Raw genomic sequence first — 17,966 nt, forward strand, 5'->3', positions numbered from 1 at the left:
ATGAGAAGCCGATAACGTAGTAGAAATGACCAGCAAACGCTGCCCGAAGGGTTCGAGCTGGGCGCCCCCGCAAAAAGCGTTTTACTCTTTGTTGAGGGAGATTTGCTTAGAATGACTAGGCTACTTCCCCCCTCGCCGCGATTAAAACGCTTTTGACTAGGCGTCCCCATCCGAACAAAATTTAACCACAAAAGGTCAACACGCCCTAATAACAGCCTGTCAAAAGTTGATATTTGCCGCTTCACGGTCAATAGTTAAAATAATGTTAACGAACAAATCAAGATCAGACTTTGTTTCGTGAACTATTTAGCTGATGCGCGCTTACATCAAAGACGTCGCCAAGTCGGGCATCGAGTTTCGTTCGCTGCAATTTAACTGCAGCGCAGGTAGAAAACCGATCAAGGAGGATCTATGCCTCGTACATTGAATACACAAGACTTCGACGATAAACAAAAAGAAATCAAAGACTCAGAATACGCTCGTACAATACCATCTAATCAGGTGAGCATTTCAGCGCCCTTTCATTGGTTGTCGCTTGCTCTGCACGACTTAGTGAGAATGCCATTAATCAGCGCATTTTACGGTTTGTGCTTTATGGGTGCGGCCATCGCCATTGTTCAACTTGTCCAATGGCAAGGAACACATTTAGTCGTTATGCCAAGCTTGATTGTGTACATGCTAATAGGGCCGTTTCTTGCCCTAGGCTTATATGACGCAGCCTGGGAAAGAGAAAAGGGGCACAACGCTAGCCTACTTCACTCGATGAAAGCCATCACACGCAACTCAACCCACCAATGGGCGTTTGCGATTGTATTAATGGTTGCGATGATATTCTGGATGCGTATCGCTGCATTATTGCACGCACTTTACCCTTCAGTACAAGGGGCACCATTGACCGAATTTGCTCCCTTCTTAATTACAGGGTCTGTGATTGGTTTTGTTATCGCTAGCCTGATATTTAGTATCTCAGCATTTTCAATTCCACTAATGATGGAAAGACGTGTAGATGTAATGAGTGCGATTTTTACTAGCTTCAACGCTGTTAAATCAAACATCCCTGCGATGGTCGTTTGGGCGGGTATCATTGGTACTGGTATCTTAGTCGGCTTCGCGACCTACGGTGTGGGTATGATTGTAACGATGCCATTACTTGGTTACGGAACCTGGCATGCTTACCACGAAGTCATCAAAAAGAAACATCATGTTTAAATCGTTTCACGATCGATGAGCAATGTTATGATGAGGCCTTAGCTTAAACGCTGAGGCTTTTTTTTGGAGTTAACAACGCTTGTCTTACACCCCGCAACAACATCGAGTAAATAAAAAACTGGGCGAATGCCTAGCTATTGCTAATCAACATTTTTCTCGTGAATTTCCATGCCCAACCGTCACTTACAAGTTAAGAGGAAAGGCAGCGGGAAAAGCCTACCTCCAGTTAAACGAGATAAAACTCAACCAAGTGCTATTCAGCGAAAATGAAGACGCCTTTATTAGCGAAGTCGTACCTCATGAACTCGCACATCTGATCACATATCAGGTCTTCGGACGAGTTAGGCCTCACGGCAATGAGTGGAAATACGTGATGGAAAAGGTATTCAATGTACCGGCCAGAACCACACACAGCTTGGAAATCACCTCAGTGCAGGGCAAAACTTTTGAGTATCGCTGTGATTGCACCACTTATCCCCTGTCGATAAGACGACACAACAAAGTCATCCGCAACCAATCAACGTATCGTTGCCAACAATGCCAACAAACCTTAGCTTTTACCGGCCTTCAATTGAGCTAAGTCTTAAGCTCACAAAGTAACGCGAATAAATGTAATAGAGAGAACTAACATTTGAGTGCTAGACTGTTGTTTATCATACTTTCATCAGTCTTTCTCTATGCAAAAAAACACTCCAAAAGTATTTGGCCTATCAATGTCCTTTTACCTATCAATAGTATTTAGCCTACTGGTAACCCAAAGCGTTTTCGCCGCTCCACCAAGCTCCTTCTCCAAAGCAAAAAAAGAAGCCGTGAAGATTTATCTCGATCACCCGACTTCATTTTATTGTGGTTGTGACATCACTTGGAAAGACAAAAAGAAAGGTATCCCCGACCTCGAAGGCTGTGGTTATCAAGTCAGAAAACAGCAAAAGCGTGCTTCCCGTATTGAGTGGGAACTCGTGGTTCCAGCTTGGCAATTCGGCCACCAGCGTCAGTGCTGGCAGGATGGCGGACGTAAGAACTGCACGCGCAACGACAAAGTATTCAAATCCATGGAAGCCGATCTTCATAATCTGACTCCGACCATTGGCGAGGTTAACGGTGATCGCTCTAATTACAATTTCAGTCAGTGGAATGGAATGGATGGCGTGAGCTATGGTCAATGTGAAATGCAGGTCAACTTCAAGCAGCGCAAAGTGATGCCGCCAGACCGAGCAAAAGGCTCTATCGCGCGTACCTACCTTTACATGAGCCAAGAGTATGGTTTCAAGCTCTCTAAGCAGCAGGCTAACCTGATGATGGCGTGGAACAAGCAATTCCCTGTCGATAAGTGGGAATGTACTCGTGATGAGCGAATCCATGCCATCCAGGGGAATCACAACCCATTTGTTTTCCCTGCTTGTAAATAACACGACTCAGGCAACCAACATCTCCAATTGCCTCCATCTCAAACAAGAGTTTCAGAATTGCCCCTGAAACTCTTGCTCTACCCTTGTTTTTTCAACTAAAAGCATCCATGTTAGGCAGAGACAAAATACCCAAATGACACTATTTATAGGTTTACCAGCATGAGAATCCCTCGTATCCATCACCCAGAACGCATTCATCAGTTAGGTTCACTCGCTTTAGGCGAAGATGCCGCGGGTCATGTTGGTCGAGTCCTTCGTATGAAAGAAGGTCAAGATGTTCTTCTATTTGATGGCAGTGGCGCTGAATTCCCTGCGACAATTGCTGAAGTATCAAAAAAGAACGTCACCGTTAATGTTACTGAGCGTATCGAACGTAGCAGCGAATCTCCGTTAGACTTACATTTAGGCCAAGTGATTTCACGTGGCGACAAAATGGAGTTCACGATTCAGAAATCGGTTGAGCTTGGTGTAAACACCATTACCCCTCTGATTTCAGAGCGCTGTGGCGTTAAGCTTGATACTAAACGCTTCGAGAAAAAACTCGCGCAGTGGCAAAAGATTGCTATCGCAGCATGTGAACAGTCTGGCCGCAATACGGTTCCTGTTATCCGCCCAATCATGCAGCTTGAAGAGTGGTGCAGCGAACCGAGTGAAGCGTTGAAGCTAAACCTGCATCCTCGTGCAAAATACTCAATTAATACCCTTCCAGAACCCATCAGTAAGGTACGCCTATTGATCGGTCCTGAAGGCGGACTGTCCGCTGAAGAAATCGGTATGACAGAACAATACAAATTTGAAGAGACGCTACTCGGTCCACGTGTACTTCGTACCGAAACTGCTGCTCTAACCGCAATTACTGCCTTACAAGTCCGTTTTGGCGATCTAGGCTAGGAGAAAGAAATGATCAAACTTGGCATCGTAATGGATCCAATTTCATCCATTAACATCAAAAAAGACTCTAGCTTTGCCATGATGCTTGAAGCTCAGCGTCGTGGTTACGAAATCCATTACATGGAAATGGATGATCTACATTTAGATCAAGGCGTAGCCATTGCTGACACTAAGGTTGTTGAACTAAAAGAAGATCCAAACGGTTGGTACGAGTTCAAATCAGAACAGACTATCGCGCTATCCGATTTAGATGCGGTACTGATGCGTAAAGATCCTCCGTTTGATACTGAGTACATCTACGCGACTTACATTCTTGAGCGTGCTGAAGAGAACGGCGCACTGATCGTAAACAAGCCACAAAGCTTACGTGACTGTAACGAGAAGTTGTTCACGGCATGGTTCCCTGAACTCACACCAACCACCATCGTGACTCGTAAAGCTGAAAAAATTAAAGCGTTCCGCGAGAAGCACGGTGACGTGATTCTAAAACCACTTGATGGCATGGGTGGCGCGTCAATCTTCCGTGTGAAGGAAGGCGATCCTAACGTTTCGGTAATCATTGAGACCTTGACCAACCACGGTCAAAACTACGCAATGGCACAAACCTTTGTTCCAGACATCAGCAATGGTGATAAGCGTATTCTTGTGGTTGACGGTGAACCAATGCCTTACTGCCTAGCGCGTATTCCGGCGAAAGGGGAAACTCGAGGTAACCTAGCTGCTGGCGGTACAGGTGAAGCTCGTCCGCTGAGTGAAACAGACTGGGCTATCGCAAGAGCAGTTGCACCGGCATTAAAAGAGAAAGGTTTAATCTTTGTAGGACTTGATGTTATCGGTGACAAGCTGACTGAAATCAACGTGACAAGCCCAACTTGTATCCGTGAAATTGAAGCTGCTTTTGATATTTCTGTTACGGGTAAATTAATGGATGCAATCGAGCGTCGCGTTAACGCTAAATAGCCTAAACTTAAGAAAGTCTTAGCTATTCGAAAACACAAAAATATCTAGGCAAAGAACAATGAGCGGCTTTACGCCGCTCTTTTTCCTTTACTGGGAACACACTGGCAGGAGGCTCTATGAATTTAACGAACCACTTTCTGGTCGCGATGCCCGGAATGAAAGACCCATACTTTCAAAATTCGGTGATCTATCTTTGTGAGCACAATGACGAAGGTGCGATGGGTTTGATGATCAACGCTCCTATCAATGTCACTGTCGGCAGCATGCTTAAGCAAGTTGAGGTTGATTCTGAACAGCCGAAACCCAACCAAGCAAGCCTTGATAAGCCAGTACTTAATGGTGGGCCAGTTGCAGAAGATCGTGGGTTTATTTTGCACAAACCCAAAGGCAGTTATCAATCCAGCATCAACATGACGGATCAAATCTCGGTAACAACCTCGAAAGATATTCTGATGGTCTTAGGGACAGAAGATGAACCTATGCATTATCTGGTCGCGCTTGGTTATGCAGGATGGGAACCAGGACAACTGGAAATCGAGCTGACTGAAAACTCATGGCTAACCGTTGAGGCCGATCCAAAGGTTATCTTCGACACGCCAATTTCGGATCGCTGGAAAGTTGCCGTGCAAATGTTAGGTATTAACGCGGCTCAGCTTTCAGCAGACGCTGGACACGCCTAGCTCAAATTAGCTCCATAAAATAAATAAACACTCTCAACACAGATAAATTTGGAAACCCCATGTCACGAACAATTATGGCATTTGACTACGGTACAAAAAGTATCGGCAGTGCGATAGGACAAGAAATCACGGGCACCGCAAGCCCTCTAAAAGCTTTTAAAGCCAAAGATGGCATCCCTAACTGGGACGATATCGAGAAGCAAATTAAGGAATGGCAGCCAAATCTTATCGTGGTTGGCCTTCCGACCGACCTTCATGGTAAAGATCTAGCAGCTATTACACCCAGAGCGAAGAAATTCGCTAACCGTCTTAAAGGACGCTTTGGTGTGGATGTTGAACTGCATGATGAAAGACTTTCTACGACAGAAGCAAGGGCCGACCTTTTTGAAATGGGCGGCTATAAAGCGCTAAGTAAAGGTAACGTCGATAATCAATCAGCCGTTGTAATTCTAGAGAGCTGGTTTGAAGCACAATATAGCTAAGTTATTTATTTAGCAAACTCGAGCAAGCTTATGATCCCTTGCCATTTTAACTGCGTAATGAAGGAGCGATAAAGGAAAAGAACTTGGGAGTTCATATGAAAATTTTTCTAGCAATATTCATAGCGTTATCTATAACGGCATGCAGCTCAATGGGAAGCGGTTCCGCGGGTTACGACGGTCAACAGTACCCGTCAAAAATCAAATTAGAAAAGGAGCGCGGTTACTCATATGATAACCATCGCTCCAACATGCACTCATCTAACATGCATTAAGTTATAAACGAATAAAACCCGCCACAGAAGCGGGTTTTGTGTTTATCAACAAAGCCGTGACTTAGCCCATATCAATCTTAACGCCAGCCAACGCACCAGTTCCGTAGTCATCATCGCCACGTTTGGTCTTGAGCATTAAACGCAAGTCATTGGCAGAATCTGCACTATGGAATGCATCATCCTCGCTAATCTTGTCCGCAACCACTAAATCATACAAAGCTTGGTCAAAAGTCTGCATACCAATCTCTTTCGATTTGGCCATGGTCGCTTTTAACTCATGCAACTCACCACGACGAATCAAGTCAGATATACGAGGGCTATTTAGCAGAATTTCGAAGACACCATGACGACCATTGCCATTTTTATCGCGTATTAACTGCTGAGCGACCACACCACGCAGATTCATAGACAGATCAAACAGGAACTGTTCTTTCTGCTCTTTCGGCACCAAGTGAAGAATACGCTCTAGCGCCTGGTTAGCGTTATTGGCATGCAGGGTTGCCATACACAAGTGACCCGTTTCAGCAAAGGTCATCGCGTATTCCATGGTTTCACGACTACGGATTTCGCCAATCAAAATCATATCAGGGGCTTGGCGTAACGAGTTTTTAAGCGCGACTTCATAGCTTTCGGTGTCGAGTCCAACCTCACGTTGAGTCACGATGCACTTTTTATGTTCGTGTACGAATTCAATCGGGTCTTCAACCGTCAAGATATGACCTGAACGATTGGTATTGCGATAGCCCGTCATCGCAGCCATCGAGGTCGATTTACCAGAGCCAGTCGCACCAACCACCAGCACAAGCCCGCGCTTAGCGATTGAAAGGTCTTGTAGTACGTCAGGAAGCTTTAATTGCTCAAAGGTAGGGATGTTAGTCTCGATGCGACGAATTACTGCTCCTGGCAGCTCTCGCTGAAAGAACGCACTGACACGAAAACGACCAAAATTACGCACGATAGCAAAATTAGCCTCACGCGTTTGCTTGTATTCATCTCGTCGATCTTGATCCATCATCGCATCAAGTAATTGAGCAACCTGAGCCGCATTCAGCTTCTCTCCTTGGGGGCGTAATTCACCATCCACACGAAAAAGGATTGGCGCATCGACAGTGATATAAAGATCCGACGCCTTTTGAGAGAGCATCCCTTCAAGAATTTGATTCAATTCCATTTTGTTCACCTTGATTAAAACATTGAGGTTTCAATTTCGATCTTTTTCTCGACCTCTTCCGAGTCAACCAAGCCTTGTGCCATCAGTTGTTTCGCGTTTTGCTCCATGGTCTGCATACCATGTGCCGCGCCCGTTTGAATAATCGAGTACATCTGCGCGACTTTATCTTCACGAATCAAGTTTCTGATTGCAGGTGTCGCCATCATGATTTCATGACAAGCGACACGACCACCACCGACACGCTTTAATAGTTTCTGGGCAATCACCGAACGTAACGATTCAGACAGCATCGAACGAACCATATCTTTGTCGCTACCCGGGAATACATCGATAATACGGTCTACGGTTTTTGCTGCAGAGCTAGTATGCAAAGTACCAAAAACTAGGTGACCAGTTTCTGCGGCCGTTAACGCTAAGCTGATCGTCTCTTGGTCACGAAGCTCACCTACAAGAATTACGTCCGGGTCTTCACGTAACGCACTGCGTAGCGCCGCTTTAAAGCTGTGCGTATCACGATGAACTTCACGCTGGTTAACCAGACATTTATTATTGGTGTGAACGAATTCAATTGGGTCTTCAATGGTCAAAATGTGTTTGTTGTGATTACGGTTTACATAATCAACCATCGCCGCCAAAGTTGTCGATTTACCAGACCCCGTAGGGCCAGTCACCAGCACTAAGCCTTTTTCATAATTGGCAATTTTTTCAAAAATATCAGGTGCGCCCAACTGCTCTAACGTTGGGATTTCTACAGGGATGGTTCGAAAGACCGCTGCGCACCCACGGGCTTGGTTAAAAGCATTAACACGGAATCGGCCAACATTGGGTAATTCAAAAGAGAAGTCGACTTCCAATTTTTCCTCAAACTCACCGCGCTGTGAGTCGTCCATGATCTCAAAAACTAAACGATGCACATCAGCATGACTCAAAGCTGGGATTCCAAGCTTCCTTACTTCACCATCTATACGTACCATTGGAGATACACCCGCAGAAAGATGTAGATCTGACGCGTTATGCTTTACACTAAAATCTAGTAACTCAGTGATATCCATTTATTTTCCCTTAAGTAAAGTCAGCTATGAGTAGTATTCAACAAAATATCGAACAAATCACCTCACAGATTCGTAGCGCTGAACAAAAGTGCGAACGAGCTCCAGACTCCGTGCAACTTTTAGCCGTCAGTAAAACTAAACCTATTGATGCGATTCTAGAAGCCGCACTCGGAGGTCAAGTTGCCTTTGGTGAAAACTATGTTCAAGAAGGTGTCGATAAAGTAAAACACTTTTCAGAACAACATTCTAACCTAAATTTAGCATGGCATTTTATTGGCCCAATTCAATCCAATAAAACCCGCCCTATCGCAGAAAGCTTCCAATGGGTGCATTCTGTCGATCGCGATAAAATCGCGCAAAGGCTTAATGATCAACGACCAAGCGAACTTCCACCTTTGCAAGTTTTGATTCAGGTAAACACCAGTGGTGAAGAATCCAAGTCTGGAACGTCAGAAGAAACAGTTTTTGCACTCGCGGAGTTGATTTCGTCGCTCCCTAACCTCACTTTAAGAGGATTGATGTCGATTCCTGCAAACGTATCTGACTATCAATCTCAGCTTAATGCATTTTCTCAACTGGCGGAGCTTAAAGATAAGCTAGCCGCAAAGTATCCAAACATAGATACCCTTTCGATGGGTATGAGTGGTGATATGGATGCAGCAGTTGAGGCTGGCAGCACTATGGTTCGCATTGGAACGGCTATCTTCGGTGCTCGTGATTACGCGAAATAGCACAGCACGTAACAAGAAATAGCTACAACAAGCAACAACAAGTGGCAACGAAAAATACAGTATTGATACCGCTTCGCTTTAACCGCGCAGCGACACGCTCAGGATTTTATATATGGAACATAAGAACATCGCCTTTATTGGGGCGGGAAACATGGTTCGCTCAATTGTAGCGGGCTTAGTCGCGAGTGGTTACCCAGCGCAAAAGATTACTGCTACAGCACCTTCAGACACCAGAAGGCTGCCGCTAGAGCAAGAGTACAGCATCAATACCACCAGCGATAATATTGCCGCAGCAGAGCAAGCAGACGTTGTTGTGCTATCAGTGAAGCCACAAATGATGGCTGATGTATGCAAACCCTTACAAAGCATCGACTTTAGCAACAAACTGGTTATCTCAATTGCAGCCGGTATTAATGCGAATCGACTCAATGAGATGTTAAACTGCCAGCTAAACCTTGTACGTGTGATGCCAAACACGCCATCGCTGCTTGGTAAAGGGATGAGCGGTCTTTATGCCGATTCAACGGTCAGCCAAAATGATAAAGACTTTGCTTCTCACCTGATGCAAGCTGTAGGTGAAGTTAGCTGGGTTGAGCAAGAGTCTGGGATTAATAACATCATTGCGGCGGCGGGCAGTGCTCCGGCTTACTTCTTCCTATTTATGGAAGCGATGCAAGCCGAAGCAATCAACCAAGGCTTCGACCAGGAAACCGCTCGTAAATTAGTGCAGCAATCTGCATTAGGCGCGGCAGAGATGGTGGTAGCGAATCCAAATACTGAATTATCAACACTGCGTGAGCAAGTGACTTCAAAAGGCGGCACAACCGCAGAAGCATTGCGCACGTTTAACGACCATCAACTATCAGACATCGTAGCGAAAGCCATGCAAGCGGCGGTTGCTCGAGCTGAAGAGATGGAAAAACTGTTTTAATACTCGTTACAGTACAAAAGCATTGTGCCGTTCGGGTGATACCTAGCGGCAAGTAAATCCGAAAAAGGAAACAATATGAATTCGATGAGCTTTCTGATCTCGACCGTTTTTGATCTTTACATCATGGTTGTGATCTTGCGTATCTGGCTACAAGCATCACGTGCAGATTTCTACAACCCATTCTCACAATTTATCGTAAAAGCGACACAACCGGTTGTTGCCCCACTACGCCGAGTGATTCCATCAATCGGCAGCCTTGACCTTGCGACTGTTGTCTTCGCTTATGTGCTGTGTGTACTTAAGTTCGTCGCTCTAAACTTGATTATCTCTGGCGGTGCGGCTGTATTTGATATCAGCTTCCTGATCTTTGGCGCACTATCTCTGCTCAAAGCGGCTGGTGGGTTAATTTTCTGGGTTCTACTGATCCGTGCAATCCTGAGTTGGGTTAGCCAAGGCCGTAGCCCAATCGAATACGTATTCCATCAGTTAACAGAACCAATGCTAACGCCAATTCGCCGTATCCTTCCTGATATGGGTGGCTTCGACCTAAGTGTGCTGGTTCTGTTCATTGTTCTGCAATTTGCGAACTTCCTAATGGGCGACATGATCGGTCCTATTTGGTATCAGCTATAATTCAAGTACGAACCTCAGGTACTTTGACGATGCCAAAAGCAGTTTGGGCCGAAGAAGACGATATTCTTCTTCGGCTCTATATCCAACCCAAAGCAAGCCGAGACAAGATTGTCGGCTTGCACGGAGAGGAACTGAAAATTGCCATTACTGCACCACCGGTTGATGGCAAAGCAAATGCTCACTTAGCGAAATACCTTGCGAAACAATTTAAGGTCGCGAAAGGGCAAATTAAGATAGAAAAGGGAGAGCTCGGTCGGCATAAGCAAGTTCGAATATGCTCACCAAGTCAGATCCCAACTGAAGTCAAAGCCATCCTATGATAGCTTTTTGCTATTTATTGGAGTCATTATGCGTCTATGGATAACAGCACTACTCACCGCTCTAATTGCCCTACCAAGCTCGGCAGGACAGTTTAAAAGTATCAAGGATGTCGAGGTTCATTACTCGGCTTTCAATTCCACGTTTTTAACTGCTCAGGTCGCTAAGCAATATAAGCTGAAACGAAACGGATACTCAGCGATTCTAAACATCAGCGTGCTAGACAACGCTTCCCTAGGCAAGCCTGCAACAACGGCTAAAATTACGGGAACAGCACGAAACCTAGTAGGTAACACTCGCACGCTTAACTTCCGTGAAATAAAGGAAGGCGATGCGATTTATTACCTTGCAGAGTTCCCTATCACTCACGAAGAGAACATCACTTTTAATATTGATGTTAACGCTGGTTTGAAAGGCACAGGTCCACTGCGTTTCACACAAAAATTCTATATAGAAGAGTAGCTTAAAAGCTCACTTTTCTAGTCATTAACTTATTAGAGCCACATCCCCATGAGTAAGATTGTTTTAGCAACAGGCAACCAAGGCAAAGTTCGCGAGATGGCAGATATTCTGTCTGAGTTTGGTTTCGACGTTGTCGCGCAAAGTGAGTTTAACGTTTCAGAAGTCGCTGAAACGGGAACAACTTTCATTGAAAATGCCATCATCAAAGCTCGCCACGCTGCGAAAGAGACAGGGCTACCAGCCATTGCTGACGATTCTGGCTTAGAAGTTGATTACCTTAATGGTGCACCCGGTATCTACTCAGCGCGTTACTCAGGTGAAAGGGCGACTGATCAGCAGAACATCGAAAAGCTGTTAGATGCCATGCACGGTGTGGCTACTGAAAAGCGTACCGCTCGTTTTCACTGTGTATTGGTGCTAATGCGTCACGAGAATGATCCGACTCCATTAGTATGTCACGGTAAATGGGAAGGTCGCATTCTGACTGAAGAACACGGTGAGAATGGCTTTGGCTACGATCCTGTATTCTTTGTACCAGAAGATAACTGCGCCTCAGCAGAACTTGAATCGTCACGTAAGAAGCAACTGTCACACCGTGGTAAAGCCCTCGCGTCATTATTCAAGACTCTCAAGGAGCAAGCTCTGTAATGCACAATGCAGCGCTAATACCACCCGCACTCAGCCTCTATGTCCACATTCCATGGTGTGTACAAAAGTGTCCGTATTGTGATTTTAACTCTCACGCTCTCAAAGCCGAGATTCCTGAAAAAGAGTACATCGATGCTCTGCTTGAGGATCTCGATACCGATATCGAAAAATACCAACTCAATGGCGCACCTCGCCCATTGCATTCGATCTTTATTGGTGGCGGCACGCCGAGTCTATTTTCTCCAGAAGGAATAGGTCGATTGCTGCAAGGCATTGAACAACGCATTCCGTTCAAACCTGAAATAGAAATCACCATGGAAGCTAATCCGGGAACTATCGAAGCTGAGCGTTTTGCTGGTTACCAAAAAGCAGGCATAACTCGAATCTCGGTGGGTGTGCAAAGTTTTGAACAAGAGAAACTGGAAAGGCTTGGGCGTATTCACGGTCAAGACGAAGCGGTTAACGCAGCTCATTTAGCACATAAAATCGGACTAAATAGCTTCAACCTAGATCTAATGCACGGCTTACCCGATCAAAGCATTGATCAGGCCTTAGCTGATTTGGACAGAGCGATCGAGCTTAACCCTCCGCATTTATCTTGGTATCAGCTAACAATAGAACCTAACACCATGTTCTATTACAAAACGCCAAAGCTGCCTGACGATGATGACCTTTGGGATATTTTCGACTTAGGCCATAAGAAGCTCGCAGACGCAGGTTATGTACAGTACGAAATTTCAGGCTACAGCAAGCCGGGATATCAGTGTCAGCATAATCTCAACTACTGGCGCTTTGGTGACTACCTAGGTATTGGCTGTGGCTCTCATGGCAAGCTGAGTTTTGCAGATGGACGTATTGTTCGCACCACTAAGGTTAAACACCCTAGAGGTTACCTAGCCGCGTATCAGAATCTGGTGAAGCCCTATCTGTCGGATGAACTTGAAGTCCCTAATGAGGACCGCCCTTTTGAGTTCTTCATGAACCGCTTCAGGCTAATGGAAGCGTGTCCAAAGCAGGATTTCATTGATACTACGGGGCTTGGTTTTGACTCTATTCAAGAAACTATTGAATGGGCAAAAGAGCTAGGCTACTTGAATGAAACCAACAGCCATTGGCAGATCACTGAAAAAGGAAAACTCTTCTTAAACGATTTGCTTGAAGCCTTTATGGCAGAAGAAGACGAATAGTTCGAACGCTAGAGTACAAAAAGCCTCTCATCACGAGAGGCTTTTTTTGTCGAGCTTAGAACTTAGAACTTAGAAAATAGAGCGACCAATACGCTCAGAGAGCAATTCTAAAGCCTGAGTTCCCGCCAGTGAATTACCCGACGCGTCTAGTTCCGGAGACCACACCGCGATCGTCATTTCGCCAGGAACAATCGCAATAATCCCGCCACCGACACCAGACTTTCCTGGCATACCAACACGATAAGCAAACTCTCCCGCCCCATCGTACAAACCACATGTCGCAAGCAGAGCATTCAACTGCTTAGTTTGAACAGGCGTAATGATCTCTTTCTTGGTCTGAACAGACACACCTTTGTTTGCCAAATAGCTAAAGGTCTTCGCCAAATCCACACAGGTCATTTTAAGCGCACAAGCATGAAAGTAATTGTTGAGTACGGGAATAACATCGTTCTCAAAATTACCAAATGAACGCATCAAGTAAGCGATAGCAGCATTACGATCGCTGTGCATCATCTCAGAAGCCGCCACAACCTTGTCATACACGATATGTGTATCACCTGATAGCTGACGGACAAATTCTAATAAACGGTGTCTTGGTGCTGATAGACGGCTTTGTAATAAGTCAGCAACGACAATCGCGCCAGCATTAATAAACGGGTTACGAGGGATGCCGTGTTCCATCTCAAGCTGAATCATCGAGTTAAAGGCTTGTCCTGAAGGCTCCTTTCCAACGCGTTGCCAAATTTCTTCCGGCTTATACAACACCATCGCCAACGTCAGGCTTAAAGCTTTAGAGATTGATTGCACGGAAAAGGCTTCATCAGCATCGCCAGCTTGAATGACTTCACCTTCATTGGTGTATACCGCAATCGCCAATTTCTGGTTCGATACACGAGCCAATGCAGGAATATAATCAGCGACCTTTCCCTGACCAATTAAAGGGCGAACTTCATCTAAAATCTCGGCCAAAATAGCTTGAGTTGGTTTCATATGTGCTTACTTCTTTATTGTTATTTTTGTAGGGGGTACGACATTACTTTCTGTCCTTAAACCTTTATCGCAATAAAAGCCTAAGGACAAAAAAGCCAACACTACAATAATGTTGGCTTTTATCAATCCCATAAAGTGTAGGGGTTAATCCTAAGTCGGATTCACCTTCACTTAATTTGATTCAGAATTACTTAGTACGCTTGAACTTAATGTCCCAAACACCATGACCTAAACGGTGGCCACGAGCTTCAAACTTAGTCAGTGGACGCTCGTCTGGACGAGGAATGTAATCACCATCTTCAGCGATATTCTCGAAACCTGGAGCTACGTTCATCACTTCAATCATATGTTCTGCGTAGTTTTCCCAGTCTGTTGCCATGTGGAAAATACCAGTATCAAGTTGCAGCTTACCGCGAACCATCTCTGCAAACTCAGCCTTAACGATACGACGTTTGTGGTGACGAGCTTTATGCCATGGGTCAGGGAAGAACAGTTGCAGTGTATTCAGGCTGCTGTCTGGGATCATGTGTTCAAATACTTCTACTGCATCGTGACACATTACACGCAGGTTAGTTACGCCAGCATCGCGAGCTGTACCTAAACACGCACCAACACCAGGGCTATGAACTTCAATACCTAAGAAGTTTTTCTCAGGCGCATTCTTTGCCATTTCAACCAGTGATGCACCCATACCGAAGCCAATTTCTAGTACAACAGGGTTGTCGTTGCCAAACACTTCTTTCCAATTAAGAAGTTCTGGGTTGTAGTCGATACCCATTGTTGGCCAACATTCGTTCATCGCGTTTTCTTGGCCTTTTGTTAAGCGGCCTTCGCGGCGAACAAAACTACGGATCTTACGAACCAGTTTGCCGTCTTCAGTATATTCGTTAGTGGTCACTTCACTCATTGATTTTTGCCTGCACATTGATTAATCAAAGCGGGGATTATCCAAAGAATTGCCTCTGGTGCAAGTCTTTCCGTGGATAAATTCCCACACAATTTGTCTGTTTTACATCCAACGTTAAGTGTGGTGCAATTTCGCTTCTAATAATAGCAAAGCATAGAGCATGTCGTGACTCCTTTCGCAACCGCCATATTAAAGTGGTATGACGCCTACGGGCGTAAAGAATTACCTTGGCAACAAAACAAAACCGCCTACACCGTTTGGCTATCTGAAATCATGCTTCAGCAGACTCAGGTTGCTACGGTGATTCCATACTACCAACGCTTCTTGGAGCGCTTTCCTACGGTTATCGACCTAGCGAACGCCGAACAAGATGAGGTGCTGCACTTATGGACAGGGCTTGGCTATTACGCGCGAGCTCGTAACTTGCATAAAGCAGCCAAGATCGTTGCTGAGCAATATGGTGGTGAATTTCCGCTTTCTATCGAAGAAATGAACGCGCTACCGGGTATTGGACGCTCTACTGCCGCTGCAGTGTTGTCCTCTGTGCATAAACTCCCTCATGCGATTCTTGATGGCAACGTCAAACGCACCTTAGCGAGAAGCTTTGCAGTAGAAGGTTGGCCGGGGCAAAAGAAAGTCGAGAACCAACTGTGGGAACACGCAGAAGCACACACTCCCAATCAAGATGTTGATAAGTACAATCAAGCCATGATGGACATGGGTGCGATGGTTTGTACTCGTAGCAAGCCTAAATGTACCTTATGCCCGATTGAAAGCATGTGTGAAGCTAAGAAGCTCGATAAACAGCTCGATTTCCCAGGTAAGAAGCCTAAGAAAGAAAAGCCGATAAAAGAAACATGGTTTGTGATTCTGTACCACAACAATCAAGTATGGCTCGAACAACGCCCTCAATCTGGTATCTGGGGAGGACTATTCTGTTTCCCTCAAAATGAAAATGCAGAGATCGAACATCAGTTAGACCTTCGTTCGATCAAAGACAATGAAATCGATTCGACCAAGACCATGATTGCGTTTCGACATACTTTCAGCCACTACCACTTAGATATCACGCCTGTATTAGTAAAATTAGATAAACAACCAGATTTGATAATGGAAGGGACTAAAGGTCTCTGGTATAACTTATCAAAACCGGAAGAAATTGGCCTAGCCGCTCCTGTAAAGCAGCTTATTGAGAGCCTACCCTTTGAACTGAACGACGTTTGAATCAACGAACGCGATAAGAGGAACCACTATGAGCCGCACTGTATTTTGTGCTCGCCTTCAAAAAGATGCTGAAGGCCTAGATTTTCAACTTTACCCGGGTGACCTAGGTAAGCGTATCTTTGACAACGTATCTAAAGAAGCTTGGGGACAATGGCAAAGTAAGCAAACTATGCTTATCAATGAAAAGAAGCTGAACATGATGGATCCTGAGCATCGTAAACTTCTTGAAACTGAGATGGTTAACTTCCTTTTCGAAGGTAAAGATGTCGTTATTGATGGCTATACCCCGCCTAGCGAATAAGACATTTATTTAAATAAATTTTAATGACATCATGGTTTACGCCGCGATGTCATTTTTGTATGAGGAACTATGAAAAAGCTAAGTTACTTCCTAACAGCCATGTTGTTAACAGGGTGCAGTCGTGAATTTGTCGAAAGCATTTATGATGTTAACTACGAACCAACCAACCGGTTTGTAAGTAATTTGGCAGAACTACCAGGGCAATTTGAAAAAGATACTGGGGCGTTGGATGCTTTGATTAGTAGCTTTTCAGGCAATATCCAAAAGCGCTGGGGCAGCAGTGAAGTAAAGATGGCAGGTAAGAGTAACTATGTGAAATACATAGACAATTATCTAAGCCGTTCAGAAGTTAACTTCAGTCAAGGTATCATAACGGTAGAAACCGTCTCCTTAACAGATCCTAAAAAGCACCTCAAAAATGCTATCATGACGACGCTCCTGACACCCGATGATCCAGCTCATGTCGATCTATTTTCGTCCAAAAGCATAAAGCTAGAAGGTCAACCTTTCCTCTACAACCAAGTCGTAGACCAAGAGAAAAAGCCCATCCAATGGACATGGCGTGCTAACAAATTCGCAGATTACCTGATCGCCAATAACCTAAAAACCAAAGAGGTAGACTTTAAAAAAGCCTACTACGTCGAAATCCCAATGGTGGCAGATCATGCGAACAAACGTAGTTATAAGTATGCCGACATAGTACAACGAGCATCTCAACGCTATGACATCCCTGAAGACTTGATCTATGCAATCATCAAGACAGAAAGCAGCTTCAATCCTTACGCAGTGAGCTGGGCAAATGCTTATGGTCTTATGCAGGTGGTACCTAAAACCGCTGGCCGAGATGTCTTTAAGCTCGTTAAAAAGAAACCTGGAGAACCAAGTCCTGAGTACTTATTCAATCCAGAAAACAACATTGATGCAGGCACCGCATACTTTTACATCCTTAAAAATCGTTATTTAAAAGACGTAAAACACCCAACCACGCTTGAGTACAGTATGATCTCTGCATACAACGGCGGCACTGGTGGCGTGCTCAATACTTTTAGTAAGGATAGAAAGCGAGCAATGCGTGACTTAAATTCACTGCAACCGAGTCAAGCTTACTGGGCACTAACAAAGAAACATCCCAATAAAGAGTCGCGCCGATACTTAGAGAAAGTAACAAAACTCAAGAAAGATTTTAACCAAGGTAAAACGTAAGCCTCACTTTTGAATAAAAAAACAACTAACGACCGTTTTTTTTAGTTATTTTCAAAAAAGGTGTTGACGGTTATGCAGAAAATCCGTTTAATAGCGCTCCGTTGCCCGGATAGCTCAGTCGGTAGAGCAGAGGATTGAAAATCCTCGTGTCGGTGGTTCGATTCCGCCTCCGGGCACCACAATTTGATTTGTTGGTGTCAACACTCTTTAACAGGGAGTAGCAACACGGACAAAAGCATAAAGAATTTAGTGTGCCGACTTAGCTCAGTAGGTAGAGCAACTGACTTGTAATCAGTAGGTCACCA

The 17,966-nt window shown here is 44.8% G+C and carries 21 protein-coding genes and 1 tRNA gene; 18 read left to right on the forward strand and 4 right to left on the reverse strand.

Annotated features, from left to right (window positions below; all coding sequences use genetic code 11):
- Positions 1-411 precede the first annotated feature (411 nt).
- The 7 genes from ACED28_RS21320 to ruvX all read left to right on the forward strand — a co-directional run bounded on the left by ACED28_RS21320 (position 412) and on the right by ruvX (position 5,631).
- Positions 412-1,209 carry a DUF2189 domain-containing protein gene (locus ACED28_RS21320; RefSeq protein WP_102249702.1) on the forward strand — a complete coding sequence of 266 codons (798 nt, stop codon included), beginning with the start codon at positions 412-414 and terminating at the stop codon, positions 1,207-1,209.
- Positions 1,210-1,288: 79 nt separating this feature from the next.
- Positions 1,289-1,789: a SprT family zinc-dependent metalloprotease gene (locus tag ACED28_RS21325; protein ID WP_017103292.1), complete on the forward strand. Its 501-nt coding sequence runs from the start codon at positions 1,289-1,291 to the stop codon at positions 1,787-1,789.
- A 97-nt stretch (positions 1,790-1,886) separates the two neighbouring features.
- The gene (locus tag ACED28_RS21330; RefSeq protein WP_371710691.1) at positions 1,887-2,618 is read left to right on the forward strand and encodes an endonuclease; all 732 of its coding nucleotides are present in this window, start codon (positions 1,887-1,889) and stop codon (positions 2,616-2,618) included.
- A gap of 159 nt (positions 2,619-2,777) precedes the next feature.
- Complete coding sequence (gene rsmE / locus ACED28_RS21335) at positions 2,778-3,509, forward strand: 16S rRNA (uracil(1498)-N(3))-methyltransferase (protein WP_017077778.1); 732 nt, start codon at positions 2,778-2,780, stop codon at positions 3,507-3,509.
- A 9-nt stretch (positions 3,510-3,518) separates the two neighbouring features.
- The gene (gene gshB / locus ACED28_RS21340) at positions 3,519-4,469 is read left to right on the forward strand and encodes a glutathione synthase (RefSeq protein ID WP_102258157.1); all 951 of its coding nucleotides are present in this window, start codon (positions 3,519-3,521) and stop codon (positions 4,467-4,469) included.
- A 116-nt stretch (positions 4,470-4,585) separates the two neighbouring features.
- Complete coding sequence (locus ACED28_RS21345) at positions 4,586-5,149, forward strand: YqgE/AlgH family protein (protein WP_371710692.1); 564 nt, start codon at positions 4,586-4,588, stop codon at positions 5,147-5,149.
- Positions 5,150-5,208: 59 nt separating this feature from the next.
- A complete protein-coding gene (gene ruvX, locus ACED28_RS21350) occupies positions 5,209-5,631 on the forward strand; it encodes a Holliday junction resolvase RuvX (protein WP_004735480.1) in 423 nt (140 codons plus the stop codon).
- Between the two features lie 333 nt (positions 5,632-5,964).
- On the opposite strand, the gene ACED28_RS21355 is transcribed toward ruvX, so the two are convergent.
- Positions 5,965-7,074 (reverse strand): PilT/PilU family type 4a pilus ATPase, encoded by a 1,110-nt coding sequence (locus tag ACED28_RS21355; RefSeq protein WP_029222974.1) that lies wholly within the window; start codon positions 7,072-7,074, stop codon positions 5,965-5,967.
- A 14-nt stretch (positions 7,075-7,088) separates the two neighbouring features.
- A complete protein-coding gene (locus ACED28_RS21360) occupies positions 7,089-8,126 on the reverse strand; it encodes a type IV pilus twitching motility protein PilT (RefSeq protein WP_012604833.1) in 1,038 nt (345 codons plus the stop codon).
- A gap of 26 nt (positions 8,127-8,152) precedes the next feature.
- Between ACED28_RS21360 and ACED28_RS21365 the strand changes: the two genes are divergently transcribed.
- The 7 genes from ACED28_RS21365 (at position 8,153) to hemW (ending at position 13,036) form a co-directional block, all read left to right on the forward strand.
- On the forward strand, positions 8,153-8,857 hold the full coding sequence (locus ACED28_RS21365) for a YggS family pyridoxal phosphate-dependent enzyme (RefSeq protein ID WP_371710693.1): 705 nt from the start codon (positions 8,153-8,155) through the stop codon (positions 8,855-8,857).
- Between the two features lie 112 nt (positions 8,858-8,969).
- Positions 8,970-9,788: a pyrroline-5-carboxylate reductase gene (gene proC, locus ACED28_RS21370; RefSeq protein WP_371710694.1), complete on the forward strand. Its 819-nt coding sequence runs from the start codon at positions 8,970-8,972 to the stop codon at positions 9,786-9,788.
- 75 nt (positions 9,789-9,863) lie between these two features.
- Positions 9,864-10,421 carry a YggT family protein gene (locus ACED28_RS21375; RefSeq protein WP_004735475.1) on the forward strand — a complete coding sequence of 186 codons (558 nt, stop codon included), beginning with the start codon at positions 9,864-9,866 and terminating at the stop codon, positions 10,419-10,421.
- A gap of 29 nt (positions 10,422-10,450) precedes the next feature.
- On the forward strand, positions 10,451-10,741 hold the full coding sequence (gene yggU, locus ACED28_RS21380) for a DUF167 family protein YggU (RefSeq protein WP_009847703.1): 291 nt from the start codon (positions 10,451-10,453) through the stop codon (positions 10,739-10,741).
- A 28-nt stretch (positions 10,742-10,769) separates the two neighbouring features.
- The gene (locus ACED28_RS21385; RefSeq protein WP_004735472.1) at positions 10,770-11,201 is read left to right on the forward strand and encodes a DUF4426 domain-containing protein; all 432 of its coding nucleotides are present in this window, start codon (positions 10,770-10,772) and stop codon (positions 11,199-11,201) included.
- A 48-nt stretch (positions 11,202-11,249) separates the two neighbouring features.
- The gene (locus ACED28_RS21390) at positions 11,250-11,849 is read left to right on the forward strand and encodes an XTP/dITP diphosphatase (RefSeq protein ID WP_102462540.1); all 600 of its coding nucleotides are present in this window, start codon (positions 11,250-11,252) and stop codon (positions 11,847-11,849) included.
- Positions 11,849-13,036: a radical SAM family heme chaperone HemW gene (gene hemW / locus ACED28_RS21395; protein WP_017097517.1), complete on the forward strand. Its 1,188-nt coding sequence runs from the start codon at positions 11,849-11,851 to the stop codon at positions 13,034-13,036. The genes ACED28_RS21390 and hemW overlap by 1 nt, the downstream gene beginning before the upstream one ends.
- Positions 13,037-13,105: 69 nt before the next feature.
- On the opposite strand, the gene glsB is transcribed toward hemW, so the two are convergent.
- Positions 13,106-14,026 (reverse strand): glutaminase B, encoded by a 921-nt coding sequence (glsB, locus tag ACED28_RS21400; protein WP_009847707.1) that lies wholly within the window; start codon positions 14,024-14,026, stop codon positions 13,106-13,108.
- 187 nt (positions 14,027-14,213) lie between these two features.
- The gene (gene trmB / locus ACED28_RS21405) at positions 14,214-14,933 is read right to left on the reverse strand and encodes a tRNA (guanosine(46)-N7)-methyltransferase TrmB (protein ID WP_269337068.1); all 720 of its coding nucleotides are present in this window, start codon (positions 14,931-14,933) and stop codon (positions 14,214-14,216) included.
- 165 nt (positions 14,934-15,098) lie between these two features.
- On the opposite strand from trmB, the gene mutY reads away from it, so the two are divergent.
- The 4 genes from mutY to ACED28_RS21425 all read left to right on the forward strand — a co-directional run bounded on the left by mutY (position 15,099) and on the right by ACED28_RS21425 (position 17,840).
- Positions 15,099-16,157 carry an A/G-specific adenine glycosylase gene (mutY, locus tag ACED28_RS21410; protein WP_371710695.1) on the forward strand — a complete coding sequence of 353 codons (1,059 nt, stop codon included), beginning with the start codon at positions 15,099-15,101 and terminating at the stop codon, positions 16,155-16,157.
- Positions 16,158-16,185: 28 nt separating this feature from the next.
- Positions 16,186-16,458 (forward strand): oxidative damage protection protein, encoded by a 273-nt coding sequence (locus ACED28_RS21415; protein WP_010435637.1) that lies wholly within the window; start codon positions 16,186-16,188, stop codon positions 16,456-16,458.
- Between the two features lie 69 nt (positions 16,459-16,527).
- Positions 16,528-17,661 (forward strand): membrane-bound lytic murein transglycosylase MltC, encoded by a 1,134-nt coding sequence (gene mltC / locus ACED28_RS21420; RefSeq protein WP_371710696.1) that lies wholly within the window; start codon positions 16,528-16,530, stop codon positions 17,659-17,661.
- Between the two features lie 103 nt (positions 17,662-17,764).
- Positions 17,765-17,840 (forward strand) — tRNA-Phe (locus ACED28_RS21425).
- The last annotated feature ends 126 nt before the right edge of the window (positions 17,841-17,966 follow it).

Origin of the sequence: Vibrio sp. 1F253, from assembly GCF_041439295.1 — a bacterium.
GTDB classification, from domain to species: Bacteria; Pseudomonadota; Gammaproteobacteria; order Enterobacterales; family Vibrionaceae; genus Vibrio; species Vibrio tasmaniensis_A.